The sequence below is a fragment of the Demequina sediminis genome (genome assembly GCF_039545075.1).
Classification (GTDB): Bacteria; Actinomycetota; Actinomycetes; order Actinomycetales; family Demequinaceae; genus Demequina; species Demequina sediminis.
The window spans coordinates 40,523-59,935 of sequence record NZ_BAABRR010000014.1; the positions used below are offsets into that span (position 1 = coordinate 40,523).

General features: G+C 72.6%; 23 protein-coding genes. 13 read left to right on the forward strand and 10 right to left on the reverse strand.

The window, feature by feature from the left end; genetic code table 11:
* Positions 1–2: 2 nt before the first annotated feature.
* The 10 genes from ABEA62_RS11550 (at position 3) to ABEA62_RS11595 (ending at position 6,400) form a co-directional block, all read left to right on the forward strand.
* Positions 3–1,118, forward strand: coding sequence for a uroporphyrinogen-III synthase (locus tag ABEA62_RS11550; protein ID WP_286215603.1), 1,116 nt, complete (start codon positions 3–5; stop codon positions 1,116–1,118).
* The gene (locus tag ABEA62_RS11555) at positions 1,115–1,801 is read left to right on the forward strand and encodes a sirohydrochlorin chelatase (RefSeq protein ID WP_286215604.1); all 687 of its coding nucleotides are present in this window, start codon (positions 1,115–1,117) and stop codon (positions 1,799–1,801) included. The genes ABEA62_RS11550 and ABEA62_RS11555 overlap by 4 nt, the downstream gene beginning before the upstream one ends.
* Positions 1,791–2,498, forward strand: coding sequence for a HesA/MoeB/ThiF family protein (locus ABEA62_RS11560; RefSeq protein ID WP_286215605.1), 708 nt, complete (start codon positions 1,791–1,793; stop codon positions 2,496–2,498). Before ABEA62_RS11555 ends, ABEA62_RS11560 begins: the two co-directional genes overlap by 11 nt.
* Positions 2,491–3,687, forward strand: a complete 1,197-nt coding sequence (locus ABEA62_RS11565; RefSeq protein ID WP_286215606.1) for a molybdopterin molybdotransferase MoeA — start codon at positions 2,491–2,493, stop codon at positions 3,685–3,687. The genes ABEA62_RS11560 and ABEA62_RS11565 overlap by 8 nt, the downstream gene beginning before the upstream one ends.
* Entirely contained in the window at positions 3,684–4,154 is a 471-nt protein-coding gene (gene moaC / locus ABEA62_RS11570; RefSeq protein WP_345380222.1) for a cyclic pyranopterin monophosphate synthase MoaC, read from the forward strand. The genes ABEA62_RS11565 and moaC overlap by 4 nt, the downstream gene beginning before the upstream one ends.
* Entirely contained in the window at positions 4,147–4,797 is a 651-nt protein-coding gene (mobA, locus tag ABEA62_RS11575; RefSeq protein ID WP_345380224.1) for a molybdenum cofactor guanylyltransferase, read from the forward strand. Before moaC ends, mobA begins: the two co-directional genes overlap by 8 nt.
* Positions 4,794–5,045 carry a DUF6457 domain-containing protein gene (locus ABEA62_RS11580; RefSeq protein ID WP_286215608.1) on the forward strand — a complete coding sequence of 84 codons (252 nt, stop codon included), beginning with the start codon at positions 4,794–4,796 and terminating at the stop codon, positions 5,043–5,045. Before mobA ends, ABEA62_RS11580 begins: the two co-directional genes overlap by 4 nt.
* On the forward strand, positions 5,042–5,275 hold the full coding sequence (locus tag ABEA62_RS11585; protein ID WP_286215609.1) for a MoaD/ThiS family protein: 234 nt from the start codon (positions 5,042–5,044) through the stop codon (positions 5,273–5,275). The genes ABEA62_RS11580 and ABEA62_RS11585 overlap by 4 nt, the downstream gene beginning before the upstream one ends.
* A 312-nt stretch (positions 5,276–5,587) precedes the next feature.
* Positions 5,588–5,866 (forward strand): type II toxin-antitoxin system TacA family antitoxin, encoded by a 279-nt coding sequence (locus tag ABEA62_RS11590; protein ID WP_286215610.1) that lies wholly within the window; start codon positions 5,588–5,590, stop codon positions 5,864–5,866.
* A 15-nt stretch (positions 5,867–5,881) separates the two neighbouring features.
* The gene (locus tag ABEA62_RS11595) at positions 5,882–6,400 is read left to right on the forward strand and encodes a GNAT family N-acetyltransferase (protein ID WP_345380228.1); all 519 of its coding nucleotides are present in this window, start codon (positions 5,882–5,884) and stop codon (positions 6,398–6,400) included.
* A gap of 36 nt (positions 6,401–6,436) precedes the next feature.
* On the opposite strand, the gene moaA is transcribed toward ABEA62_RS11595, so the two are convergent.
* The 9 genes from moaA to ABEA62_RS11640 form a co-directional block, all read right to left on the reverse strand.
* Complete coding sequence (gene moaA, locus ABEA62_RS11600) at positions 6,437–7,429, reverse strand: GTP 3',8-cyclase MoaA (RefSeq protein WP_345380230.1); 993 nt, start codon at positions 7,427–7,429, stop codon at positions 6,437–6,439.
* Positions 7,429–7,848: a molybdenum cofactor biosynthesis protein MoaE gene (locus ABEA62_RS11605; RefSeq protein ID WP_286215613.1), complete on the reverse strand. Its 420-nt coding sequence runs from the start codon at positions 7,846–7,848 to the stop codon at positions 7,429–7,431. The genes moaA and ABEA62_RS11605 overlap by 1 nt, the downstream gene beginning before the upstream one ends.
* Positions 7,848–8,345, reverse strand: a complete 498-nt coding sequence (locus ABEA62_RS11610) for a MogA/MoaB family molybdenum cofactor biosynthesis protein (protein ID WP_286215614.1) — start codon at positions 8,343–8,345, stop codon at positions 7,848–7,850. The genes ABEA62_RS11605 and ABEA62_RS11610 overlap by 1 nt, the downstream gene beginning before the upstream one ends.
* Positions 8,346–8,403: 58 nt before the next feature.
* Positions 8,404–9,468 carry a sulfate/molybdate ABC transporter ATP-binding protein gene (locus tag ABEA62_RS11615; protein ID WP_345380233.1) on the reverse strand — a complete coding sequence of 355 codons (1,065 nt, stop codon included), beginning with the start codon at positions 9,466–9,468 and terminating at the stop codon, positions 8,404–8,406.
* Positions 9,465–10,211 carry a molybdate ABC transporter permease subunit gene (gene modB / locus ABEA62_RS11620; RefSeq protein ID WP_345380254.1) on the reverse strand — a complete coding sequence of 249 codons (747 nt, stop codon included), beginning with the start codon at positions 10,209–10,211 and terminating at the stop codon, positions 9,465–9,467. The genes ABEA62_RS11615 and modB overlap by 4 nt, the downstream gene beginning before the upstream one ends.
* A gap of 14 nt (positions 10,212–10,225) precedes the next feature.
* Positions 10,226–11,056: a molybdate ABC transporter substrate-binding protein gene (gene modA / locus ABEA62_RS11625; RefSeq protein WP_286215616.1), complete on the reverse strand. Its 831-nt coding sequence runs from the start codon at positions 11,054–11,056 to the stop codon at positions 10,226–10,228.
* On the reverse strand, positions 11,053–11,454 hold the full coding sequence (locus ABEA62_RS11630) for a TOBE domain-containing protein (protein ID WP_286215617.1): 402 nt from the start codon (positions 11,452–11,454) through the stop codon (positions 11,053–11,055). Before ABEA62_RS11630 ends, modA begins: the two co-directional genes overlap by 4 nt.
* A 372-nt stretch (positions 11,455–11,826) precedes the next feature.
* Entirely contained in the window at positions 11,827–13,443 is a 1,617-nt protein-coding gene (locus ABEA62_RS11635) for a helicase HerA-like domain-containing protein (RefSeq protein ID WP_286216637.1), read from the reverse strand.
* Between the two features lie 46 nt (positions 13,444–13,489).
* Positions 13,490–14,032 (reverse strand): PH domain-containing protein, encoded by a 543-nt coding sequence (locus ABEA62_RS11640; RefSeq protein ID WP_345380240.1) that lies wholly within the window; start codon positions 14,030–14,032, stop codon positions 13,490–13,492.
* 125 nt (positions 14,033–14,157) lie between these two features.
* Between ABEA62_RS11640 and ABEA62_RS11645 the strand changes: the two genes are divergently transcribed.
* Genes ABEA62_RS11645 through ABEA62_RS11655 form a run of 3 tightly spaced genes read left to right on the forward strand, consistent with a single transcriptional unit; the run spans position 14,158 to position 17,517 of the window.
* A complete protein-coding gene (locus ABEA62_RS11645; protein ID WP_345380242.1) occupies positions 14,158–15,750 on the forward strand; it encodes a circularly permuted type 2 ATP-grasp protein in 1,593 nt (530 codons plus the stop codon).
* Positions 15,744–16,667, forward strand: a complete 924-nt coding sequence (locus tag ABEA62_RS11650; protein WP_286215618.1) for an alpha-E domain-containing protein — start codon at positions 15,744–15,746, stop codon at positions 16,665–16,667. Before ABEA62_RS11645 ends, ABEA62_RS11650 begins: the two co-directional genes overlap by 7 nt.
* Before the next feature lie 13 nt (positions 16,668–16,680).
* Entirely contained in the window at positions 16,681–17,517 is an 837-nt protein-coding gene (locus tag ABEA62_RS11655) for a transglutaminase family protein (RefSeq protein WP_286215619.1), read from the forward strand.
* A 60-nt stretch (positions 17,518–17,577) separates the two neighbouring features.
* Here ABEA62_RS11655 and ABEA62_RS11660 read toward each other — a convergent pair whose 3' ends face one another.
* Positions 17,578–19,398, reverse strand: coding sequence for an amidase family protein (locus tag ABEA62_RS11660; protein ID WP_286215620.1), 1,821 nt, complete (start codon positions 19,396–19,398; stop codon positions 17,578–17,580).
* Positions 19,399–19,413 lie beyond the last annotated feature (15 nt).

The following is a 19,413-nucleotide window of genomic DNA, read 5'->3' on the forward strand; positions in this document are numbered from 1 at the left end:
CGATGTCAGTTGGGGGAGAGCCGCTGGCGGGATGCGTGATGGTGATCACGGCGGATCGGCGGAAGAGGGAGCTGGCCTCGGCACTGGAGCGCCGCGGGGCGATCGTCAAGCACGCGCCCGCGCTGAGCACGATTCCTCATCTCGACGATGCGCGGCTGGTGGCGGACACGCGCGCGCTGATCGCGGCGCCGCCCGACGTGGTGGTCGCGACCACGGGCATCGGCTTCCGGGGCTGGATCGAGGCGGCCGATGCCGCGGGCCTGGCCGAGCCGCTCATCGACGCCCTGCGCGGGGCGCGCCTGGTGGCGCGCGGGCCCAAGGCGCGCGGCGCGATCCAGGCCGCGGGCCTCGAGGCCGACTGGGTCGCGGAATCCGAGACCGCCGCTGAACTGCGCGACTATCTGCTCGCCGAGGGCGTGGAGGGCCTGCGCGTGGCCGTGCAGCACCACGGCAATGGCTCCGATGGACTGGACGAGGCGTTCACGGAGGCCGGCGCCGACGTGCAGAGCCTGCTCGTGTACGGCTGGGGGCCGCCGCTGCAGCCCGAGGTCCACCTCGAGTGGATCGACCAGGCGGCGACGGGCGGGGCGGACGCCGTGCTCTTCACCTCGGCCCCCGGCGCCGACTCGTGGATCACGACCGCGCGCCAGCAGGGTGTGCTCGACGCGATCGCGGCCCGCGCCGCAACCGGCGAGCTGGTCATCGCAGCGGTGGGTCCCGTGACCGCCGCGCCACTCGAGGAGGCGGGACTCGTGGTGCAGTATCCGGATCGCTGGCGCCTGGGGGCGCTCGTGCGCATGCTCGTGCAGGACTTCACCGAGACCGCGGTGGGCACGCCCACCCCCGACGGACCCCTGGTCATGAGGGCCACCACGGCGGTGCTCGACGGCAGGGTGCTGCCGCTCACGCCCACCGGGCTCGAGATCCTGCGTGCGCTCGCGAGGGCCAAGGGCAACGTGCTCACGCGCGAGCAGCTCGCCGCGATCCTGCCGGGAGCGCAGGCTGGCCCGCATGCCGTCGAGGCCGCGATCAACCGGCTGCGCGAGAACTCGGGTGCACCCACCCTCGTCCGCACGGTGGTCAAGCGAGGCTACGCTCTCGCGGTGAGCGCGGCATGAGCATCCTCATCGGCTGCGCGCACGGCACGCGCGACGCGGACGGCCAGGCGACCATTCGGCGGCTGGTCGAGGACGTCCGGGCCGCGCTGCCCGCACACGACGTCCGCGAGGCGTACGTCGACGTCCACGGGCCTTACGTGTCGGACGTGGTCGCGGAGCTCGAGGAAACCGACGGGACCACGGCTGTCGTGGTGCCGCTGCTGCTCGCGGGCGGCTATCACGTCTATCACGACATCGCCGAGGCCATCGAGGACCGCACCGACATCGTGTCCGCGACCGCCCTGGGCCCGGACCCGCGGCTCATCGACATCGTGATGGAGCGGGTCCATGAGGCCGGGGTGCCGCACACCGCGACGCTCGTGTTGGCCGCGGCCGGATCCTCCGATCCGCGCAGCCAGGCGGACACCGCCGCCGCCGCCGAGATGCTGCGCGCGCGCTGGGACGGTCCCGTGCGCATCGGCTACGCGGCGGGCATTCATCCCACGGTGGCCGATGCCGTGACGGAGGCCCGCAAGTATGGCGAGGACGGCGTGGTCGCGGTGGCATCCTTCCTGCTCGCGCCCGGCTTCTTCCAGAAGAGGTTGGGGGAGTCGGGCGCGGACTACGTGACCGGCCCCCTCGCCCCGCACCCGCGGCTCGTGGAGATCGTGCTCGACCGGTACCGTGACGCGGGTGGAAGCTGACGCATTCGTCCGCCACCGCGCCCTCGAGGGCTTCGGTGCGGCGGGCCAGGACGCGCTCGCGCGCGCGCGGGTGGCGGTGGTCGGGGCGGGCGGCCTCGGCTGCCCGGCCGCGCTGTATCTGGCGGCCGCGGGCGTGGGACGCCTCACGCTGATCGACTCGGACCGCGTGTCCGTCACCAACCTGCATCGTCAGGTGCTCTTTGGCCCCGAGGACGTGGGCCGGCCCAAGGTCGAGGCGGCCGCGGAGGCGCTCGCGCGCCTCGCCCCCGGCACCGAGGTGACGGCCCTGGACGCACGCCTGGGCGCGGATGCTCCCGCGGTGCTCGAGGGTCACGACCTGATCCTGGACTGCACCGACACGTGGCCGTCCCGGCTCACGGTGAACGATGCCGCGGTCGCCCTGGGCGTCCCGCTCGTGTGGGGCGCGGTGCAGGGCTGGTTCGGTCAGGTGACGGTGTTCGACGAGGGTCGCACGCTGCGCGACGTCTTCCCGCATGAGCCGCCGCAGGATCTTGCCGTGTGCGACGGCGGCGGCGTGCTTGGGCCGCTGTGTGGCCAGGTGGGCACCGCGATGGCGGCCCAGGCCGTAGTGCTGCTGTCGGGCACCGGCCGCGGACTGCGCGGCACGCTGCAGGTGCTCGACGCGCGCGAGGGCGTGTGGCGCGCGCTGCCGGTCGCGGGAGGCGCCCATGCGTAGTGCCGACGACCACGCCGCCCGCCTCCTGAGCCTGCTGCGCCCGCCGGTGCCGGGCATCGTCCCCCTGCGCGAGGCGCTGGGACTGGTCCTGGCCGCGGATGTCACCGCGGCGGGAGCCATCCCGCCGTTCGACAACTCGGCGATGGACGGCTACGCGGTGCGGTCCGCGGACTGCGTGGGCGCGTCGCCCGACGCCCCGGTGACGCTCGCGGTGGTGGGGGAGTCCGCGGCGGGGCACCCGTTCTCGGGCGCGGTCGGGCCGGGGACCGCGGTGAGGATCATGACGGGCGCGCCGCTGCCCGCCGGCGCCGACTCGGTGGTGGCGCAGGAGCACGTGACGCGTTCGGGTGGTGACGTGGTGCTCGCCGCGGCGGTGCGCGATGGCGCGCATGTGCGTCGCGCGGGCGAGGATGCGCGGTCGGGCGACGTCGTGGTGCGCGCTGGCGTCGAGTTGCGGCCGCGACACCTCGCGGCGGCTGCCTCCGCGGGGGTCGCGCGCGTCGAGGCGTGGCCGGCTCCGCGGGTGGCCTTCCTGGTGACGGGGGACGAGCTCGTGGCGCCCGGCGATCCGCTCGGACCGGGGCAGATCCACGAGTCCAACGCGACGACCCTGGCGGCGAGCCTGCGCGCGCTGGGCGCGGTCCTGATCGACCTGGGAATCGCGGGGGACAGCGCCGATGCGGTGCGCCGCGCGGTGGAGTCCGCGGTCGCGGCGGGCGCGGACCTCGTGGTGACCACCGGGGGAGCGAGCGTGGGCGACCACGACCCCGTCAAGGAGGGCCTCGCGGGTGCGGGCGTCGAGTTCCTGAACGTCGCGATGCAGCCCGGCAAGCCGCAGGGGCTTGGTGTGGTCGGCGGCGTGCCCGTCGTGTCCCTGCCGGGCAATCCCGTGGCCGTCGCGGTGTGCGTCGAGCTGTTCGTGGGCCCCGCGGTGCGCGCGCTGCGGGGCGTGCCCGAGCCCGCGTGGGAGCCCCTGCCCGCCGCGGTGGGGTGGGCATGCCCGCCCGGCCGCGAGCAGCTCATGCCCGTGGTGATCGAGGACGGGGCGCTGCGGCCCGCGACTTCGGGCGGCTCGGGATCTCACCTGGTGGCACGGCTCGCGGTGGCGGATGGCATCGCCCGTGTGCCCGCGAGCACGGAGGCCGTCGCACCGGGCGATACCCTCGCCTTCAGGAGGTTCACCGCATGAGCGACTTCACCCACTTGGACGGCGACGGCAGGGTCCGCATGGTCGACGTCACCCAGAAGAACCCGACCGTGCGCCGCGCGGTCGCGCAGGGCTTTGTCGAGTGCGCGCCGCACGTGGTCGCGGCGCTGCGCGACGGGGCGGTCCCCAAGGGCGACGTGCTGGCCCTCGCGCGGATCGCCGGCATCGCGGGAGCGAAGCGCACCCCCGAGCTGCTGCCGCTCGCGCACGTGATCGGGGTCCACGGCGCCACGGTCGAAGTCGAGGTGGTCGACGACGGCGTGGCGATCGTTGCCACCGTGTCCACCGCCGATCGCACGGGCGTCGAGATGGAGGCGCTCACCGCGGTCTCCATCGCGGCGCTCAACGTGGTCGACATGGTCAAGGGCCTCGACAAGATGACGTCCATCCGTGACGTGAAGCTGATCGCGAAGGACGGCGGGAAGTCGGGTTCCTGGCGACGTGCCTGAGGACTCCTCGCTGGCGTGGGACGCCGTGGTGATCGCGGGCGGCGCGGGCAGCCGCCTGGGCGGGGCGTCCAAGCCCGAGCTCGTGGTGGGTGGCGTCGCGCTGGTTGACCGCACGCTCGCGGCCGTGGCCGGTGCGCGCGCCGTGATGCTCGTGGGTGGGCCGCGGCGCGAGGGCGTGGGCTGGACCGTCGAGGACCCGCCGCGCTCGGGACCGGCGGCCGCTGTTGCGGCGGGGGTCGCGGCGCTTGCCGCGGCGGCTCGTGGCGGGGGTGCTGGTGCGGGTGCTGGTGCTCCGGCCGGGCCCGCGCCCTGGACCGTGGTGCTCGGCGTGGACACCCCGCGCGCGGAGCAGGCGGTTCAGGCGCTGCTCGCCGCGCGCGAGGGCGACGGCGGGGCGTCCCCTGTTGGTGCGACGTCCTTTGACGGTGCGTGGCTCGTGGATGGCGAGGGCCGCGAGCAGCCGCTGGTCGCGGTCTACCGCACCCGGGTGCTGGCCGCGCATGCGGAGGGAGACCTCATCGGGGCGTCGTTGCGTAGGCTGGTGGGCGGGCTCGCGATGATCGCGGTGCCGGACACCGCCGGCCTCTCACGTGACCTGGATACCTGGGATGATGCGCGCTTCTGGAAGGAGACGCTGGGATGACCGAGAACACGCTGGAGAAGTGGGTGGCCGCGCTCGCGACCGAGCTCGACCTGGACATCGCGGATGTCGACGTGCAGGCCCTGCTCGACGTGGCACGCGACGCCGCGCACTCGGTGGTGCGACCGGCGGCCCCGCTCGCGACGTTCCTGGTGGGCTACGCGGCGGGCCGGCGCGGCGCCGCGGGCGACGACCTCACCCCGGAGTGCGACCGCGCATCGGCCCTCGCTCGCGACTGGGTCGCCGAATGATCCGCGTGCGTGCGTTCGCCGCGGCCGCCGAGGCCGTGGGCGCTCCCGAGCTGGACATCGCCGCCGCCTCGGTCGGAGACCTCCGCGCCGCGTTGGGCGCGCGCGGCGAGTCCGCGCCCCGCGTGATCGCGCAGTGCGCGGTGCTCAGGGCGGGGGAGCGGCTCGAGGACTCGGCACCGCTGAACTCGGGCGATCTGGTCGACGTGCTCCCGCCCTTCGCGGGGGGCTGATCCGCGCGCACGTGCTCTGGTGCCGCGCTTTTCCGCGGCTCCGCCACACGCCGCGCGCCCTATGGGACACCCACCGTCGCTTTTCGCGCTCCGTTGCCTCCCATGGGACATCTATGGTCGTTTCCGTGTGGCGCAGCGGACTCGCGAGCGCTTGTGAAGCCCGCATCCGTCCCTCGCCGAGCGGTGCACAAGGGCACGCCCTTGGGAAGCCCGGCTGGCCCCAAGTCTTCATGGCACAGGGCACGCCCTACGTATTGACGTTGTCATGACGGCGCGCGTAGCCTGGAGTCCGTTCGTCTTCTGGAGGCAATCATGAGCGCGATCGCCCGCGACGCCCATCTGCAGGTGCGGATCTCCACCACGGAGAAGGAGCGCCTGCGTCGCGCGGCGGAGCAGTCTGGCCTCGACCTCTCCTCGTTCGTACTTCAGCATGCGCGGCGCGCTGCCGACGAGATTCTCGCCGAACAGGCCGCCTTCACCCTCACCGACGTCGAGTACGACCGCTTTCTCGAACAGCTCGATGCGCCCGCCCAGGTGGTGCCGGGTCTGGCCAATCTGATGCGCCGAGCCTCGCCGTTCTCCGACCGCTGAGGGCAGCGGCGGCCCGTGACCAGCTACACCACACCGGTCCACCTCGGGGTGAGGCACGACGTCAGCGAGTTCCGGTGCGAGAGCGAGGAACTCAGCACGTGGCTTCGTGTCCACGCTCGGAGTTCTCATGGGGGCGGCCACACCCGCGTCGCCGTGGTGACGGAGCACGGCAGCGATCGCGTGGTCGGGTACTCCGCGATCGCTCCAGGGCACGTGCTTGCGGAGGACGCAACTGCGCGCATGCGGGCTGGCGGCGGACGACACCCGGTTCCCGTGGTGGTGCTCGCACGGCTGGCCGTCGATGCGCGGCACACGGGCAAGGGTCTCGGCGGTGGTCTGCTGCTCGACGCCATCATGCGCTCGCTCGCCGCAGCCGAAGAGATCGGCGGCCGCGCCCTCGTGGTCGACGCGAAGGACCAGGCAGCCAAGGAGTTCTACCTCCGCCAGCTCAGCGGCTTCCAGGAGTTGCCCGGCGATCCGATGCGGCTCGTGCTGATGTTCAAGGACATCCGCGCGACCATTGCCGAGCTCTGAACCCACTCAGAGCCCAACCCCAGCAACCAGCCCCACCTACCCCCCGATGGCGCTCATCGGGCGGTCGGGCTGCACGAAGCTCGGGTCGTCGATCCCGTGACCGGGCCGCTTGCGCGCGACGCACGCCTGCATCGCGGCCGCAAGCCGGGCATCGTCCGCGCCCTCGCGCATCAGCGTGCGCAGGTCGGACTCCTCGTGCGCGAAGAGGCAGTTGCGGAACTGGCCATCGGCGGTCAGCCGCACCCTGTCGCAGCGCTCGCAGAACGTGCGGGTCACGGAGGCGATCACGCCCACCGTGGCGGTGGTGCCCGCGATCGCGAACTCCTCGGCCGGCGCGCTACCGGGAGCACCCAGCGGTGTCAGGTCGAAGCGCGTCGCGACCGCACCCAGGATCTCCGAGGCCGTCACCATCTCTTCGCGCCGCCACGTGTGGCCGCCGTCGAGGGGCATGTGCTCGATGAAGCGCATCTGCAGGCCGCGCTCGACCGCGAAGGACACGAGGTCCGCGATCTCGTCGTCGTTGACGCCGCGCATGATGAGCGCGTTGAGCTTGATGGGTGCGAAGCCCACGGCCCGCGCGGCCTCGATGCCCGCGAGCGTGTCCGCGAGCCGGTCGCGGCGCGTCAGCTCGATAAACCGCGCGCGCTGCAGCGTGTCGAGAGAGATGTTGACGCGGTCGAGTCCCGCGTCCCGCAGCGGCGCGGCCAGGGCCGGCAGCCGCAGCGCGTTGGTGGTGAGCGACAGGTCGAGAGGCCCGTCGGATGTCGAGATCGCGGCCAGCTCGCGGACCACGTCCACCACGTCGGGACGCAGTAGCGGCTCCCCGCCCGTGAGGCGCACCTCCCGCACCCCAAGCCCGACCGCGACACGCGTGAGGCGGACGAGTTCCTCGGTGGAGAGCAGCGTCGCGGACTTGAGCCACGGCACCCCGTCCGCGGGCATGCAATAGGTGCAGCGCAGCGAGCAGCGATCCGTGAGCGAGATCCGCAGGTCCCGGTGGACGCGGCCGTAGCGGTCGATGAGCTCCATCAGACCACCCCCACCCACGTGTGCGAGCCGTCGGCCAGGATCTCGCGCTTCCACACGGGCAGCTCCGCCTTCACCCTCTCGACGGCCTCGCGGCACGCCGCGAAGGCCTCGGCCCGATGCGCGGAGGCCGCCGCGGCCACAATCGCCACGTCGCCCACCCCCAGCAGCCCCGTCCGGTGCGTGAGCGCGATGACCGCGCCATGCGCGGCCTCGACCTCCGCGACGATGCGCGCGACCAGGGCTCCGGCGTCCGGGTGCGCCGAGTAGTCCAGCCCCACGACCTCGCCCTCGACACTCGGGTCGTGGTCCCGCACGAGGCCGATGAACGTCGCGACGGCGCCGTGAGAGGGACGGGCGACGGCCGCCACGTGGGCGTCCAGGGACAGCGGGGCGTCCGACACGGCGGCGATCGCGGGCATCAGTGGTCACCGCCGTCGACCTGCGCGATCGCGTGGGCGATCAGCGCGGGCAGCACCTCGAGCGCGGACTCGACCGCGGACATCGATCCCGGCAGGTTGATGATCAGCGCGGGCGGCTCGTGCGCGGTGAGTCCGGCCAGCCCGCGGGAGAGCGCCACGAGGGGCGTGCGGCCAGCGTCGCGCTGGCGCAGCAGCTCGGGGATGCCCGGCAGCGGCACCGCGATGAGCGGCGCGGTCGCTTCGGGGGTGACGTCGCGCGGCCCGATTCCGGTCCCGCCGGTGGTGACCACGGCGCGCGCACCGTCCGCGATGGCGTCCTCGATCACCTGGGCGATCGCGGAGGCGTCGTCGGGGACGATGCGCGGGCTGAGATGAGCGTCGACCGCCGCCAGGCCGCCGCACAGCGCCGGCCCCGTGAGGTCGTCACGCGCGCCCGCAAACGAGCGATCCGAGACCGTGACGACCGCGACGCGGATGCCGGCGAGGGTGGGGGACATGAGGTCAGTCTAGGAACGCGTCGGTTACGCACGGATTGCGGGGACATCCCCGCGCCGGTCACGAGGGCGTGAGCGGGTAGGCGTCGAGCCCCGCGGGCACTCCGAACGCGATCCGATCCCCCAGGGACAGGAGGGCGGCGTCCGCGGGGTCGACGTCCGCCGCCAGGCTCGTGCCGTGCACGCGGACCTCGTCACCGCGCGGCTCGAGGGCGGTGACGTGCTCGGCGATCCAGGCGCGCCCGGGCGCGCGCGGGCCCTCATCGCCCTCGAGCGCCACCGCGGCCGGGCGCGCCGCGACCGCCGCCCGCCGACCCGCACCGGGACCCCCGGTGACCGGCACCCTCACCCCGGCATCGGTGACCAGGGCGCCCCCGCGCATCGTCCCCACCACGAGCACGCGCGCGGCCATGCGCGCGGCGAAGGCCGTCCGCGGGCGGGTCAGGACCTCGCTCGCCGCGCCGGCCTCGACCACGCGGCCGCCCTCCACCACCGCGACGTCGTCCGCGAAGGCGTACGCGTCGAGCGCATCGTGGGTGGTGACGACGGCCGTGCGCTCCTTGAGCAGCGACGAAATCAGCGCGCGCACCTCGCTCGCGGCCCCCACGTCGAGCCCCGCGAAGGGCTCGTCGAGGAGCAGCACGCGCGGCTCGGCGGCGAGCGCCCGTGCGATGGCGACCCTGCGCGCCTGTCCGCCCGAGAGCTCGCCGGGTCGGCGGTCGCCGCATCCGTCGAGCCCCACCCGGGCGAGCCAGTCGTCCGCTGTGGCGCGCGCGGCGGCCCGGGACGCGCCGCGCGAGCGCGGCCCGAACGCGACGTTGTCGCGCACGGACATGGTGGGAAAGAGCGCATCGTCCTGGGACAGCAGGCCGATGCCGCGCTCGCGGGCGGGCGTCGACGTGCGGGCGTCGGCGAGGGGGCGGCCGTCGAGACTCACGTGGCCGTCGGACAGCGGGACCAGGCCGGCGATCGCCTCGAGCACGGTGGACTTGCCGGCACCGTTGGCACCCAGCAGCACGAGCGTGCGGCCGGTGGCGAGCGTGAGGCGGGCGTCGACGCGTCGCGGCTGGACGACCACGTGGCAATCGAGTGTCATCGCGCCAGGCGTCATCGCGTCGGGTGTCATCGGGCGGACCCCACGGGCCGGTAGGCCACCGCGACCACGACGATCGCGATCGCGACCATCACGAGCGACAGGGCGGCGGCCGCGCCGGGGTCGGTCTCGCGCGCGAGGTAGACCTCGAGCGGCGCCGTGCGCGTCACCCCCTCGAGAGAGCCCGCGAACGTGAGGGTCGCGCCGAACTCGCCGAGGGCACGCGCAAACGCGAGCACAGCTCCGGTCGCGAGGGCGGGGCCCAGGGCGGGAAGGGTGACGGTCGCGAGAATGCGAGTCCGCGACGCGCCGAGCGTCGCCGCGACGGCCTCGTGCCGTCCGGTGCGCGCCGCGAGCGCCGACTCGACCGCGACCACCATGAACGGCAGGGCGACGAAGGTCTGCGCGAGGACCACGGCCGTAGTGGTGAAGGCGAGGGACCCGCCCACGGCCTCGCCCAGCAGTCCGCGACGCCCGAAGGCGTAGAGCAGCGCGAGGCCGCCGACCACCGGGGGCAGCACCAGCGGGATGAGTACCAGCGCGCGCGCGACCGCGCGCGCGGCGCCGCGCATCGCGTGCAGTGCGAACGCGAGCGGGACGCCGAGCACCACGACCAGCGCCGTGGCGATCGCCGCCGTGCGGAGGCTGAGCCCGAGGGCGGTCGCGGCGGCGGGGGAGGACACCAGCCCGCCCAAATCGGCGAGCTCAACGCGGCCCACGAGTCCCGCGAGGGGCAGCAGCACCACGAGCGCGCCCGCGATCGCGAGCGGCATCATCCACCGGGGCGCGGTCACGGCACGCCGAACCCTGACTCGGTGAGCATCGCGCGCGCCTCGGGCCCCGTCACGTAGTCGACGAAGTCCGAGGCGAGGGTCGGCTCGGCGGCGGCGTCGAGCGGCGCGATCGGATAGCGCGTGAGGACGCGCTCGGTTCCCTCGATCGCCACGGCCTCGACGCCGTCCGCCCGGGCGATGTCGGTCGCGTAGACCACCCCGGCATCGGCCTGACCCGAGGCCACCTTCGCGAGCACGTCGCTCACCGACTGCTCCTCGGAGGCCGGCGCGAGCCTGAGCGCGTCGAGCGCGGCGAGCTCCGCGGTCGCGGCGCCGCACGGGACCTGCGGGGCGCAGATCACGGACACGACCGCGGGATCCTCGAGGTCGGCCAGGGCCGTGACGCCCGCGGGGTTGCCCGCGGGTACCGCGATGACCAGGTGGTTCTTTGCGAAGAGGCGGGGCTCGACGGCGACCAGGTCCGCCACGGCATCCATCTGGGTGGTGTTCGCGGAGGCGAACACGTCGGCGGGAGCGCCCTCGGCGATCTGTGCGGCCAGATCCGAGGAGCCGCCGTAGGTGACGCGCACGTCGACGTCGGGGTGCGCGATCTCGAACTGATCGGCGATGCGCTCCATGACCTCGGAGAGGGAGGCGGCGGCGTAGACGCTGAGGGTGCGTGACGGTTCGCGAGAGGTGTTCTCCGCGTGGAGGCCGGGGGCGATCCCGCAGCCGGCGGCGGTGCCCGCGAGCGCGAGCGCGATCCCGGCGGTGCGGGCGTGGGCGGTGCGGGCGGTGTGGGTGGCGCGGGCGGTGCGGGCGGCGCGCCTCGGGGTGGTGAGGGTCACGCCTTGGCCGCCGGCGTCTCGACGATGACCGTGGTCGCCTTGACCACCGCGGTCGCGACGGAACCGGGCTCGAGGCCCAGCTCCCGCACGGCCTCGGCGCTCATGAGCGACACGACGCGGTGCGGTCCGCACTGGAGGTCGACCTGGGCCATGACGCCGTCCGCGATCACGCGCGTGACGATTCCGGTGAAGCGGTTGCGGGCCGAGCGCCCGACGCCCGTCGGGTCCTCGGGCGCCGCGGCCCGGGAGGCGAAGGCCGCGACGTCGACGCCGTCGACCAGGAGGCGTCCGGCGGAGTCCTTGAGCGTGGGGATCGACTCGGCGTCGATCCACCTGCGCACGGTGTCGTCGCTCACGCCCAGGAGGGCGGCGGCCTCGGAGACTCGCAGATGCGGCATGAAGACGATGCTAGTGACGCACATGCGGCGCAGCAAGGCGTCTGGGGTGTGGGTCAGGGGGTGGGGATCGGGGTGCGCGGGTGGGTTGGCGGAAGGGCGGGTGGGTCGGCGGGTTGGCGGGCGGGGTTTGGTGGGCGGGGTTTGGTGGGCGGGTCCTGGACCGGCTGAGGCCGGGTGACGTTCTGCGGACGGCCGCGCTGCGCTTAGCGCAGAGGATTTTGCGATTCTCGAGGCCTCGATGGCCTTGGCGCAGAGGATTTTGCGATCGGGCTGGGTTGAGATCCCAGTGCAATCTGCAGATCTGATGCGCGAGGCCCGAATCCGCCCCAGAAATCGCAAGATTCTCTGCGCGAAGCGGGTTCCGCCTGCCGGTCAACGTTTGAGCACGCCAAGGACGGACCGCAGGATCGACCGGCCGATCTCGCGCCCCGCGGTGCGCGCGAAGTCGCGCACCGGCGCCGACTCGAGCACCTGCTCGACGCCCGACTTCTCGGAGCGGCGGGAGGACCCCGAGGAGGACTTGGAAGAGGACCCGGAGGAGGAGCCGCGGGGAGACCCGGAAGAGGACCCGGAAGAGGGCCCGGAAGAGGACCCGGCGGAAGGCCCGGGCTCGCGGCTGGCGGCCTTCGCGGCCCGCGCGGTCAGCATCTCGTACGCGCTCTCGCGATCCACGGCCGTCGCATAGCGCGGCGCGAGCGGAGAGGCCACCACGGCCTCGGCTACCACCTGAGCGGGCGCGGGATCCATGAGCCCGCGCGGCGCGCACAGCCGCGTCCACGCGACCGGGGTCGGCGCTCCCTTGTCGCTCAGCACCGTCACCACCGCCTCGCCGATACCCATCGTCGTGAGCACCTCCTCGAGGTCGTACGGCGAATTCGGGAAGGTGCGCGCGGTCGCCCGCATGGCCGCGGCATCGTCCGGAGTGAACGCGCGCAGCGCGTGTTGGATGCGTGAACCCAGCTGGCCCAGGACATCGGCCGGCACGTCCTTGGGGGTCTGTGTGCAGAAGAACACGCCCACGCCCTTCGAGCGGATGAGCCGCACCGTCTGGGTGACCTGAGCGAGGAACTCCTTGGACGCATCGGCGAACAGCAGGTGTGCCTCGTCGAAGAAGAACACGAGGCGCGGCTTGTCCGCGTCGCCCACCTCGGGGAGGTCGGCGAACAGGTCCGCGAGCAGCCACATGAGGAACGTCGAGAACAGCTGCGGGTGGTCGAGCAGGCGCGGCAGCTCGAGCGCGGAGATGATGCCCCTGCCGTCGGGCGCGAGCCGCAGCAGATCCGTGGTGTCGAAGGCCGGCTCGCCAAAGAACTCGTCGCCGCCCTGGGCCTGAAGATTCGCGATCTCGCGCAGCAGCACGCCCGCCGTCTGCGTCGACACCCCGCCGATCGTCTTGAGCTCCGCCTTGCCCTCGTCGGACGTGAGGTGCGCGATCACGGCGCGCAGGTCCTTGAGGTCGAGCAGCGCGAGCCCGTTGGTGTCCGCCCAGTGGAACACCAGCCCCAATGCGGATTCCTGGACGTCGGTGAGGCCCAGCACCTTTGCGAGCAGCAGCGGCCCGAAGTCGGTGACGGTCGTGCGCAGCGGCAGCCCCGTGCCGGCGGCGGCCTCTCCCAGCGCGTAGAACTCGACGGGGTAGGCGCGCGGCTCCCACTCCTGGCCGATGTCGGCGGCTCGCGTGGCGATGAAGTCCTTGGCCTCGCCCGCGACCGCCATGCCCGACAGTTCGCCCTTGATGTCCGTCACGAAGACCGGCACCCCGGCATCGGACAGCGACTCGGCGAGGCCCTGCAGCGTGCGCGTCTTGCCCGTCCCTGTCGCCCCCGCGATGAGTCCGTGGCGGTTCATCATCGCGAGTGGGAGGCGCACCTGTGCCGCGGGGTTGCCGGCTCCGCCCTGCACGAGCGCGCCGAGCGTGATCGACGGACCGTCGAAGGTGTAGCCCGCGGCCACCGCCGCGGCGTGGTCGGGACCGTTCGGTTCGCTCATGCTCCCCAATGTAGGGAGGGACGATGCCCGGCGCGCGGCGAGCGGATCAGGCGGGAGGGGGAGTGGTGGGCCTTGCGGGCCCGTCCTCGCGGTCGATGGTGTCAAAGACCTGGTGGTAAAGCTGCGCGTGGACGCGCTCGACGTGGGGGATGTCCTCGAACTCCAGGGGGTCGTCGGACGCGGACTCGATGATGAGCGTGCCGGTGCGCAGCATGCGGTCGATGAGGCCGTGGCGGAACTGCACCGTGTTGACGCGAGCGAGCGGGATGTCGATGCCGGTCTTGGTCAGCACGCCGGTGCGGAAGATCACGCGGCGGTCCGTGATGACGAAGTGCGTGGTGAACCAGCGAATGAACGGAGCGATGCCCCACCAGATGACCACGATCGCGAGGATCACGCCGATCGCGATGCCGATCACGGTCTGCGTGGTGTCCGTGAGGTCCGATCCCGTCACGAGCATGCCGGCCACGACGGCCGCCGCGACCGCGAGGGCCGCCACGATCACGGGGCCGATCAGAGCCTTCCAGTGGGGGTGGCTGTCGACGACGATCTCCTCGTCGGGGGCAAGCAGCGTGCGCGGGTATCCCATGACGCCGAACGTAGCAGCGGCGACGGTCGCGCGGAAGCCCAGCGCAGTGTGCCGCGAGGCGACGCTGACGCGCCGGTCACGTCCCGGTCACCGCCAGGAAACATGCCGTGGCTAGTGTGGGGCGCATGACCTCGTCACCGAACACGCCGTGGGCCGGCTACCAGCCCGTGCAGGCGTGGGACGAGGCCGTCGACCTCGACGGCAAAGTGAGGGAGCCGTACTCGCGCGTGTACGCGGAGATCGACCGGATGTCCGGCGATGACCTCTACTCACGGGCCGAGGCTCTCGCCTCGACCTATCTCGCCCAGGGCGTGACGTTCGATCACGCGGGCGAGGAGCGGCCGTTCCCCCTCGACATCGTCCCTCGCGTCGTGGGCGCTAGCGAGTGGGACATCATCTCGCCCGGTGTGGCGCAGCGCGTGAAGACCCTCGAGGCCTTTCTCGCGGATGTGTACGGCTCGCAGCATTGCGTCAACGACGGCGTGGTGCCGCGCCGCCTCATCGCTACCTCGCAGTACTTCTATCGGTCGGCCGCCGGGATCGACCCCGCGAACGGCGTGCGGGTGCACGTGTCGGGAATCGACCTGGTGCGCGACCAGCACGGCATCTGGCGGGTCCTCGAGGACAACGTCAGGGTGCCGTCGGGAGTCAGCTACGTGCTGTCGAACCGCCGCGCGATGTCGCAGATGTTCCCCGACATGTTCGGCGCGATGGGCGTGCGCCCGGTGCTCGAGTACTCGCAGCGCCTGCGTGCCGCGCTCGCGAAGTCGGCTCCCGACGATGTCGACGACCCGACCATCGTGGTGCTCACCCCCGGCGTCTTCAACAGCGCGTACTACGAGCACTCTCTGCTCGCCCGCACCATGGGCGTCGAGCTGGTCGAGGGCCGCGACCTCGAGACCCACAACGGGCGCGTGTACATGCGCACCACGGCCGGCAGGCGGCGCGTCGACGTCATCTACCGCCGCGTCGACGACGACTACTTGGACCCCGTGGTCTTCCGCCCCGACTCGACGCTCGGAGCACCCGGGCTGGTGCACGCCGCGCGGCTCGGTAACGTCACGATCGCGAACGCGATCGGTAACGGCGTCGCGGACGACAAGCTGATCTACACGTACATGCCCGACCTCACGCGCTACTACCTGGGGGAGGAGCCGATCCTGCCCAACGTGGACACGTGGCGCCTCGAGGAGCCCGAGGCCCGCGCCGAGGTCATGGACCGCCTCCACGAGCTCGTGGTCAAGCCCGTCGACGGCGCGGGCGGCAAGGGCGTGACGATCGGCACCAAGGCCTCCGCGCAGGAGCTCGACGCGGTGAGGGCGCAGATCCTCGAGGACCCGCGCGGCTGGATCGCACAGCCGGTCATCCAGCTGTCGACCGTGCCGACCCTCACCGACGACGGCCTCGAGCCTCGCCACGTGGACCTGCGCCCGTTCGCGGTCAACGACGGCGACGACGTCTGGGTGCTGCCGGGCGGGCTCACGCGCGTCGCGCTCGCGCGGGGCCAGCTGATCGTGAACTCGTCGCAGGGCGGCGGGTCCAAGGACACCTGGGTGCTGGGCGGCGTGCGCCAGCGCAGGGGCGCCACCACGCCGCCGCCGGAGTCGCGCGTCGAGCTGGCGGGGATCGGCTCGGTGCCGCAGGCGGCCCACCCCGACGACGTCGAGCAGGGGCAGCAGCAACAGCAGCAACAGCAGCAGGGGGAACCCTCATGCTGAGCCGCATCGCGGAGTCGCTCTTCTGGATCGGTCGCTATGTCGAGCGCGCGGACAACACCGCGCGGCTGCTCGACGTGCACCTCAACGTGCTGCTCGAGGACCCCTGGGTCGACGAGCCGAGCGCGAACGCCTCGCTGCTCGCGGTCATGAACTGCGAGATCGAGGCGCCCGTGTCGCGCCGCGATGTGCTCGCGACGCTCGCGTTCGACCCGGAGAGGGCATCGTCCATCGCCTGGACGCTGGGTGCGGCACGCGAGAACGCGCGCCGCGCGCGCGAGGTGATCAGCACCGAGGTGTGGGAGTCGCTCAACACCACGCGCAACCAGCTGCCGCGCTGGAGCGCCTCGGCGCGCCCCCACGAGTACTTCGTGTGGGTGCGCGAGCGCGCCGCGGTGGTGTGGGGGCTGCACAGCGCGACCACGTCGAGGGACGATGCCTGGCACTTCATGGAGTTGGGACGCTCGCTCGAGCGCGCGGACATGATCGCGCGGCTGCTCATGACGCGCCACTTCGAGGGAACCTCGGGACCCAACTGGACGACTCTGTTGCGCTCGTGCAGCGCCCACGAGGCGTACCTGCGGACCGTGCGCGCGCTCGTGACGGAGGAGCGTGCCGCCGAGTTCCTGCTGGTCGACCGGCTGTTCCCCCGCTCGATCGCGTACAACCTGCAGAAGGCCGAGGACACGCTCGGCCTCATCGAGGGCGCGTCGAACTCGCGCGCGCTGTCGGACCGCGCGCGGCTCGCCCTCGGACGCGCTCGCACCAACCTCGAGTACCGCGACGTGCGCGACGTGCTTGACGACCTTCCCAGCCAGATGAGGGAGGTGCAGCGCGCGTGCGGCGCGGCATCGGACCTCATCAGGGACCGCTACTTCCTGCCCGCCTCGACGGTGCTGTGGAACCAGGAGGCGCTATGACACGGGAGACACCGTGACCACGCTGCGCATCGAGCACCGCACCACCTTCACGTATTCGACGCCGTTGGTGTCCTCGTACAACGAGGCGCGCCTCACGCCGGCGTGGCTGCCGCGCCAGCGCGTGCTCGAGTCGCGTGTCGACGCGGCGCCCATCACGTGGCGCTCGTCGTACCGCGACTACTGGGAGGCGGAGGTGGTGGTCTTCGAGGTGCTGCAGCCGCACGAGAGCCTCACCGTCGTGGGACGCAGCCTGGTCGAGGTGGCCGGCGCTCCCGCGCGTGAGGAGCGTGCCAGCTGGGACACCCTCGCGGGCCCGCGCTTCCAGGACCTGCTGAGCGAGTACCTGGGCGTGAGCGACGTCACCGAGCCCACCGAGGAGCTCGCCGAGGTCGCACGTGAGGCCGCCAGTCGCCTCGAGCCCGACGCCGCCGCGCGTGCCATCTGCGATCACCTGCACGACCAGATGCGCTACGTGCCGGGAGCCACCACGGTCCACACGCCCGCGCGGGACGCGTGGGAGGTGCGCTCGGGCGTGTGCCAGGACTTCGCGCACCTCGCGATCGGGGCGCTGCGGACGGTGGGGATTCCTGCACGCTACGTCTCCGGATACCTGCACCCCAAGCGCGACGCGGAGATCGGGGAGACCGTCGCGGGGGAGTCACACGCGTGGGTCGAGTGGTGGACGGGCGACTGGTACGGCTTCGACCCGACCAACGACCGCGAGGTGGGTGACCACCACGTGATCGTCGCGCGCGCGAGGGAGTACACGGACATCCCGCCGCTCACCGGTGTGGTCGCGGGCTCGACGACGGGCCTCGACGTCACCGTGCACGTCACGCAGGTCGAGTAGCGCTCCACACATGCCACGAGGGGCCGGTCCATGCGGACCGGCCCCTCGCGTCGTGTCGCGTTATCCCAGCGGACCGTAGAGCGCGGGGCTCGTGCGGGCCTGGGTGAGCGTCTCGAACGCGTACGCGAGGCCCAGCAGCGGCCCCTCGTCGAAGTCGCGTCCCAGCCACTCGAGGTTCACGCCCGCACCGGTGATGGTGGCGTCCGCCTCGATGGCCTGACCCATCGGCACCGTGACCGACGGCATGCCCGTGTTGGGGCTGAGGCGCAGGTTGGTGCTCTGCGTGCCGTAGGGGTTGCCGCTCGGGTAGACCAGCGCGTCGAGGTCGAGGTCATCCATCATCTGGGTGACCAGCTCCTTGCCGTACGCGAGCTGCAGCGTGTGGCTGCCCTCGGGTCCGGCCCACGCCTGGTAGGTCTCCTCGGTGACGTTGTCACGGCTCACGTAGACGCCGGACCGCGAGGTCACGAAGCGACCGGACGCGATGATGTCCGTGAGCGTGCGCAGGCTCACCTCGGGGGCGAGGAAGTGCGCGATGTACTCGTTGAGGTCGTGCTTGAACTCGGCGGTGCTGCCGCTGCCCTCGCTGAGCACCGAGGCAAAGCCCGACGGCGGCGTGACCTCGACCACCGTGGCACCGGCGGCCTCGAGCGTCGCGACGGACTCGTCGAAGAGCCTGCGGGTGGTCGCGTTGGTGCCGAGCATCGACGCGACGTAGCCGATGCGGGCACCCTCGAGGGCGTCCTCGTCGAGGTACGACGTGTAGGACTCGGGCACGAGTCCCGCCTGGCGCTCGGTCACGGGATCCGCGGGGTCGATGCCGACCACGGCGTCGAGGGCGACGGCGGAGTCGAGCACCGTGCGGGTCATGGGACCGCCGGTGTCCTGGCTGAGGGCCAAGGGGACGATGCCGTCGCGGCTCGCGAGGCCGACCGTGGGACGCACGCCCACGAGCTGGTTGTACGACGACGGGACGCGGATCGAGCCGCCCGTGTCGGTGCCAAACCCGATCCCCGCCAGGTTGGCCGAGATCGCGGCGCCCGTGCCGCCGGACGAGCCTCCCGCGCTGCGCGCCGTGTTGTACGGGCTCGCCACGCGAACGCTGGACCCGGCGGGCTCGCCCGTCGAGAACTCCGAGACGAAGCCGTAGGCGAACTCGTCGAGGCTGGCCTTCGCCAGGATGACCGCGCCCGCGTCGCGCAGGCCTTCGACCATCGTGGCGTCCGTCGCGGTCTGGTTGTTCTCCCAGCACGCGCAGCCCGCGGTGGTGGGCATGTCGACCGTGTTGTAGTTGTCCTTCACGGCCACGGGCACGCCCAGCATCATGCTGGTCATTCCCTGGTCGGCACGCACGGCGTCCGCCTGCGCGGCCGCCGCGAGAGCAACATCCGAGGTCGTGATGATCGAGCGCAGCGGACGACCGGTGCCCGAGGTGTCCACGAGCGTTGTGTCGTACGCCGCGATCCTGTCGAGGTACTCCTGAGTGATCTCGACGGAGGTGGTCACGCCGGCGTTCATCGCCGCCTGCATGTCGACCACCGAGGCCTCCACCAGCTCGAACGGTCCGTCGTCGTAGATCATGCGCTGCGACACGGCGGCGAGGTCGGCCACCGTGATGACGCCGTCGTCGTCGACATCAGCGTGCGCGATGTCGCCCCATGCAGGGTCGGACGCGGTCGCCCCGAGTGACGCGGCGAGGACCTCGAGGTCCGCGGTGTCGACCGCGAGGTCGCCCGTGACGTCGAGCTCGGTGTAGTACGGCGCGAGCATGCTCGCGCTCGAGTCGGGTGCCGCGACGGCCGCGGAGGGCCACGCTGCCGCGGTCGCGGTCAGCAGCACGACGCCGGTCGTGGCGGCCAGCCGGCGAGGGGACGAGGACATGAGGGTGCTCCTTGA

Coding starts and splice junctions, on each gene's coding strand:
- ABEA62_RS11550 (WP_286215603.1), top strand. CDS start 3: ATGTCAGTTGGGGGAGAGCCGCTGGCGGGATGCGTGATGGTGATCACG.
- ABEA62_RS11555 (WP_286215604.1), top strand. CDS start 1,115: ATGAGCATCCTCATCGGCTGCGCGCACGGCACGCGCGACGCGGACGGC.
- ABEA62_RS11565 (WP_286215606.1), top strand. CDS start 2,491: ATGCGTAGTGCCGACGACCACGCCGCCCGCCTCCTGAGCCTGCTGCGC.
- moaC (WP_345380222.1), top strand. CDS start 3,684: ATGAGCGACTTCACCCACTTGGACGGCGACGGCAGGGTCCGCATGGTC.
- ABEA62_RS11580 (WP_286215608.1), top strand. CDS start 4,794: ATGACCGAGAACACGCTGGAGAAGTGGGTGGCCGCGCTCGCGACCGAG.
- ABEA62_RS11585 (WP_286215609.1), top strand. CDS start 5,042: ATGATCCGCGTGCGTGCGTTCGCCGCGGCCGCCGAGGCCGTGGGCGCT.
- ABEA62_RS11590 (WP_286215610.1), top strand. CDS start 5,588: ATGAGCGCGATCGCCCGCGACGCCCATCTGCAGGTGCGGATCTCCACC.
- moaA (WP_345380230.1), bottom strand. CDS start 7,429: ATGGAGCTCATCGACCGCTACGGCCGCGTCCACCGGGACCTGCGGATC.
- ABEA62_RS11605 (WP_286215613.1), bottom strand. CDS start 7,848: ATGCCCGCGATCGCCGCCGTGTCGGACGCCCCGCTGTCCCTGGACGCC.
- ABEA62_RS11610 (WP_286215614.1), bottom strand. CDS start 8,345: ATGTCCCCCACCCTCGCCGGCATCCGCGTCGCGGTCGTCACGGTCTCG.
- ABEA62_RS11615 (WP_345380233.1), bottom strand. CDS start 9,468: ATGACACCCGACGCGATGACGCCTGGCGCGATGACACTCGATTGCCAC.
- modB (WP_345380254.1), bottom strand. CDS start 10,211: ATGATGCCGCTCGCGATCGCGGGCGCGCTCGTGGTGCTGCTGCCCCTC.
- ABEA62_RS11630 (WP_286215617.1), bottom strand. CDS start 11,454: ATGCCGCATCTGCGAGTCTCCGAGGCCGCCGCCCTCCTGGGCGTGAGC.
- ABEA62_RS11635 (WP_286216637.1), bottom strand. CDS start 13,443: ATGAGCGAACCGAACGGTCCCGACCACGCCGCGGCGGTGGCCGCGGGC.
- ABEA62_RS11640 (WP_345380240.1), bottom strand. CDS start 14,032: ATGGGATACCCGCGCACGCTGCTTGCCCCCGACGAGGAGATCGTCGTC.
- ABEA62_RS11645 (WP_345380242.1), top strand. CDS start 14,158: ATGACCTCGTCACCGAACACGCCGTGGGCCGGCTACCAGCCCGTGCAG.
- ABEA62_RS11650 (WP_286215618.1), top strand. CDS start 15,744: ATGCTGAGCCGCATCGCGGAGTCGCTCTTCTGGATCGGTCGCTATGTC.
- ABEA62_RS11660 (WP_286215620.1), bottom strand. CDS start 19,398: ATGTCCTCGTCCCCTCGCCGGCTGGCCGCCACGACCGGCGTCGTGCTG.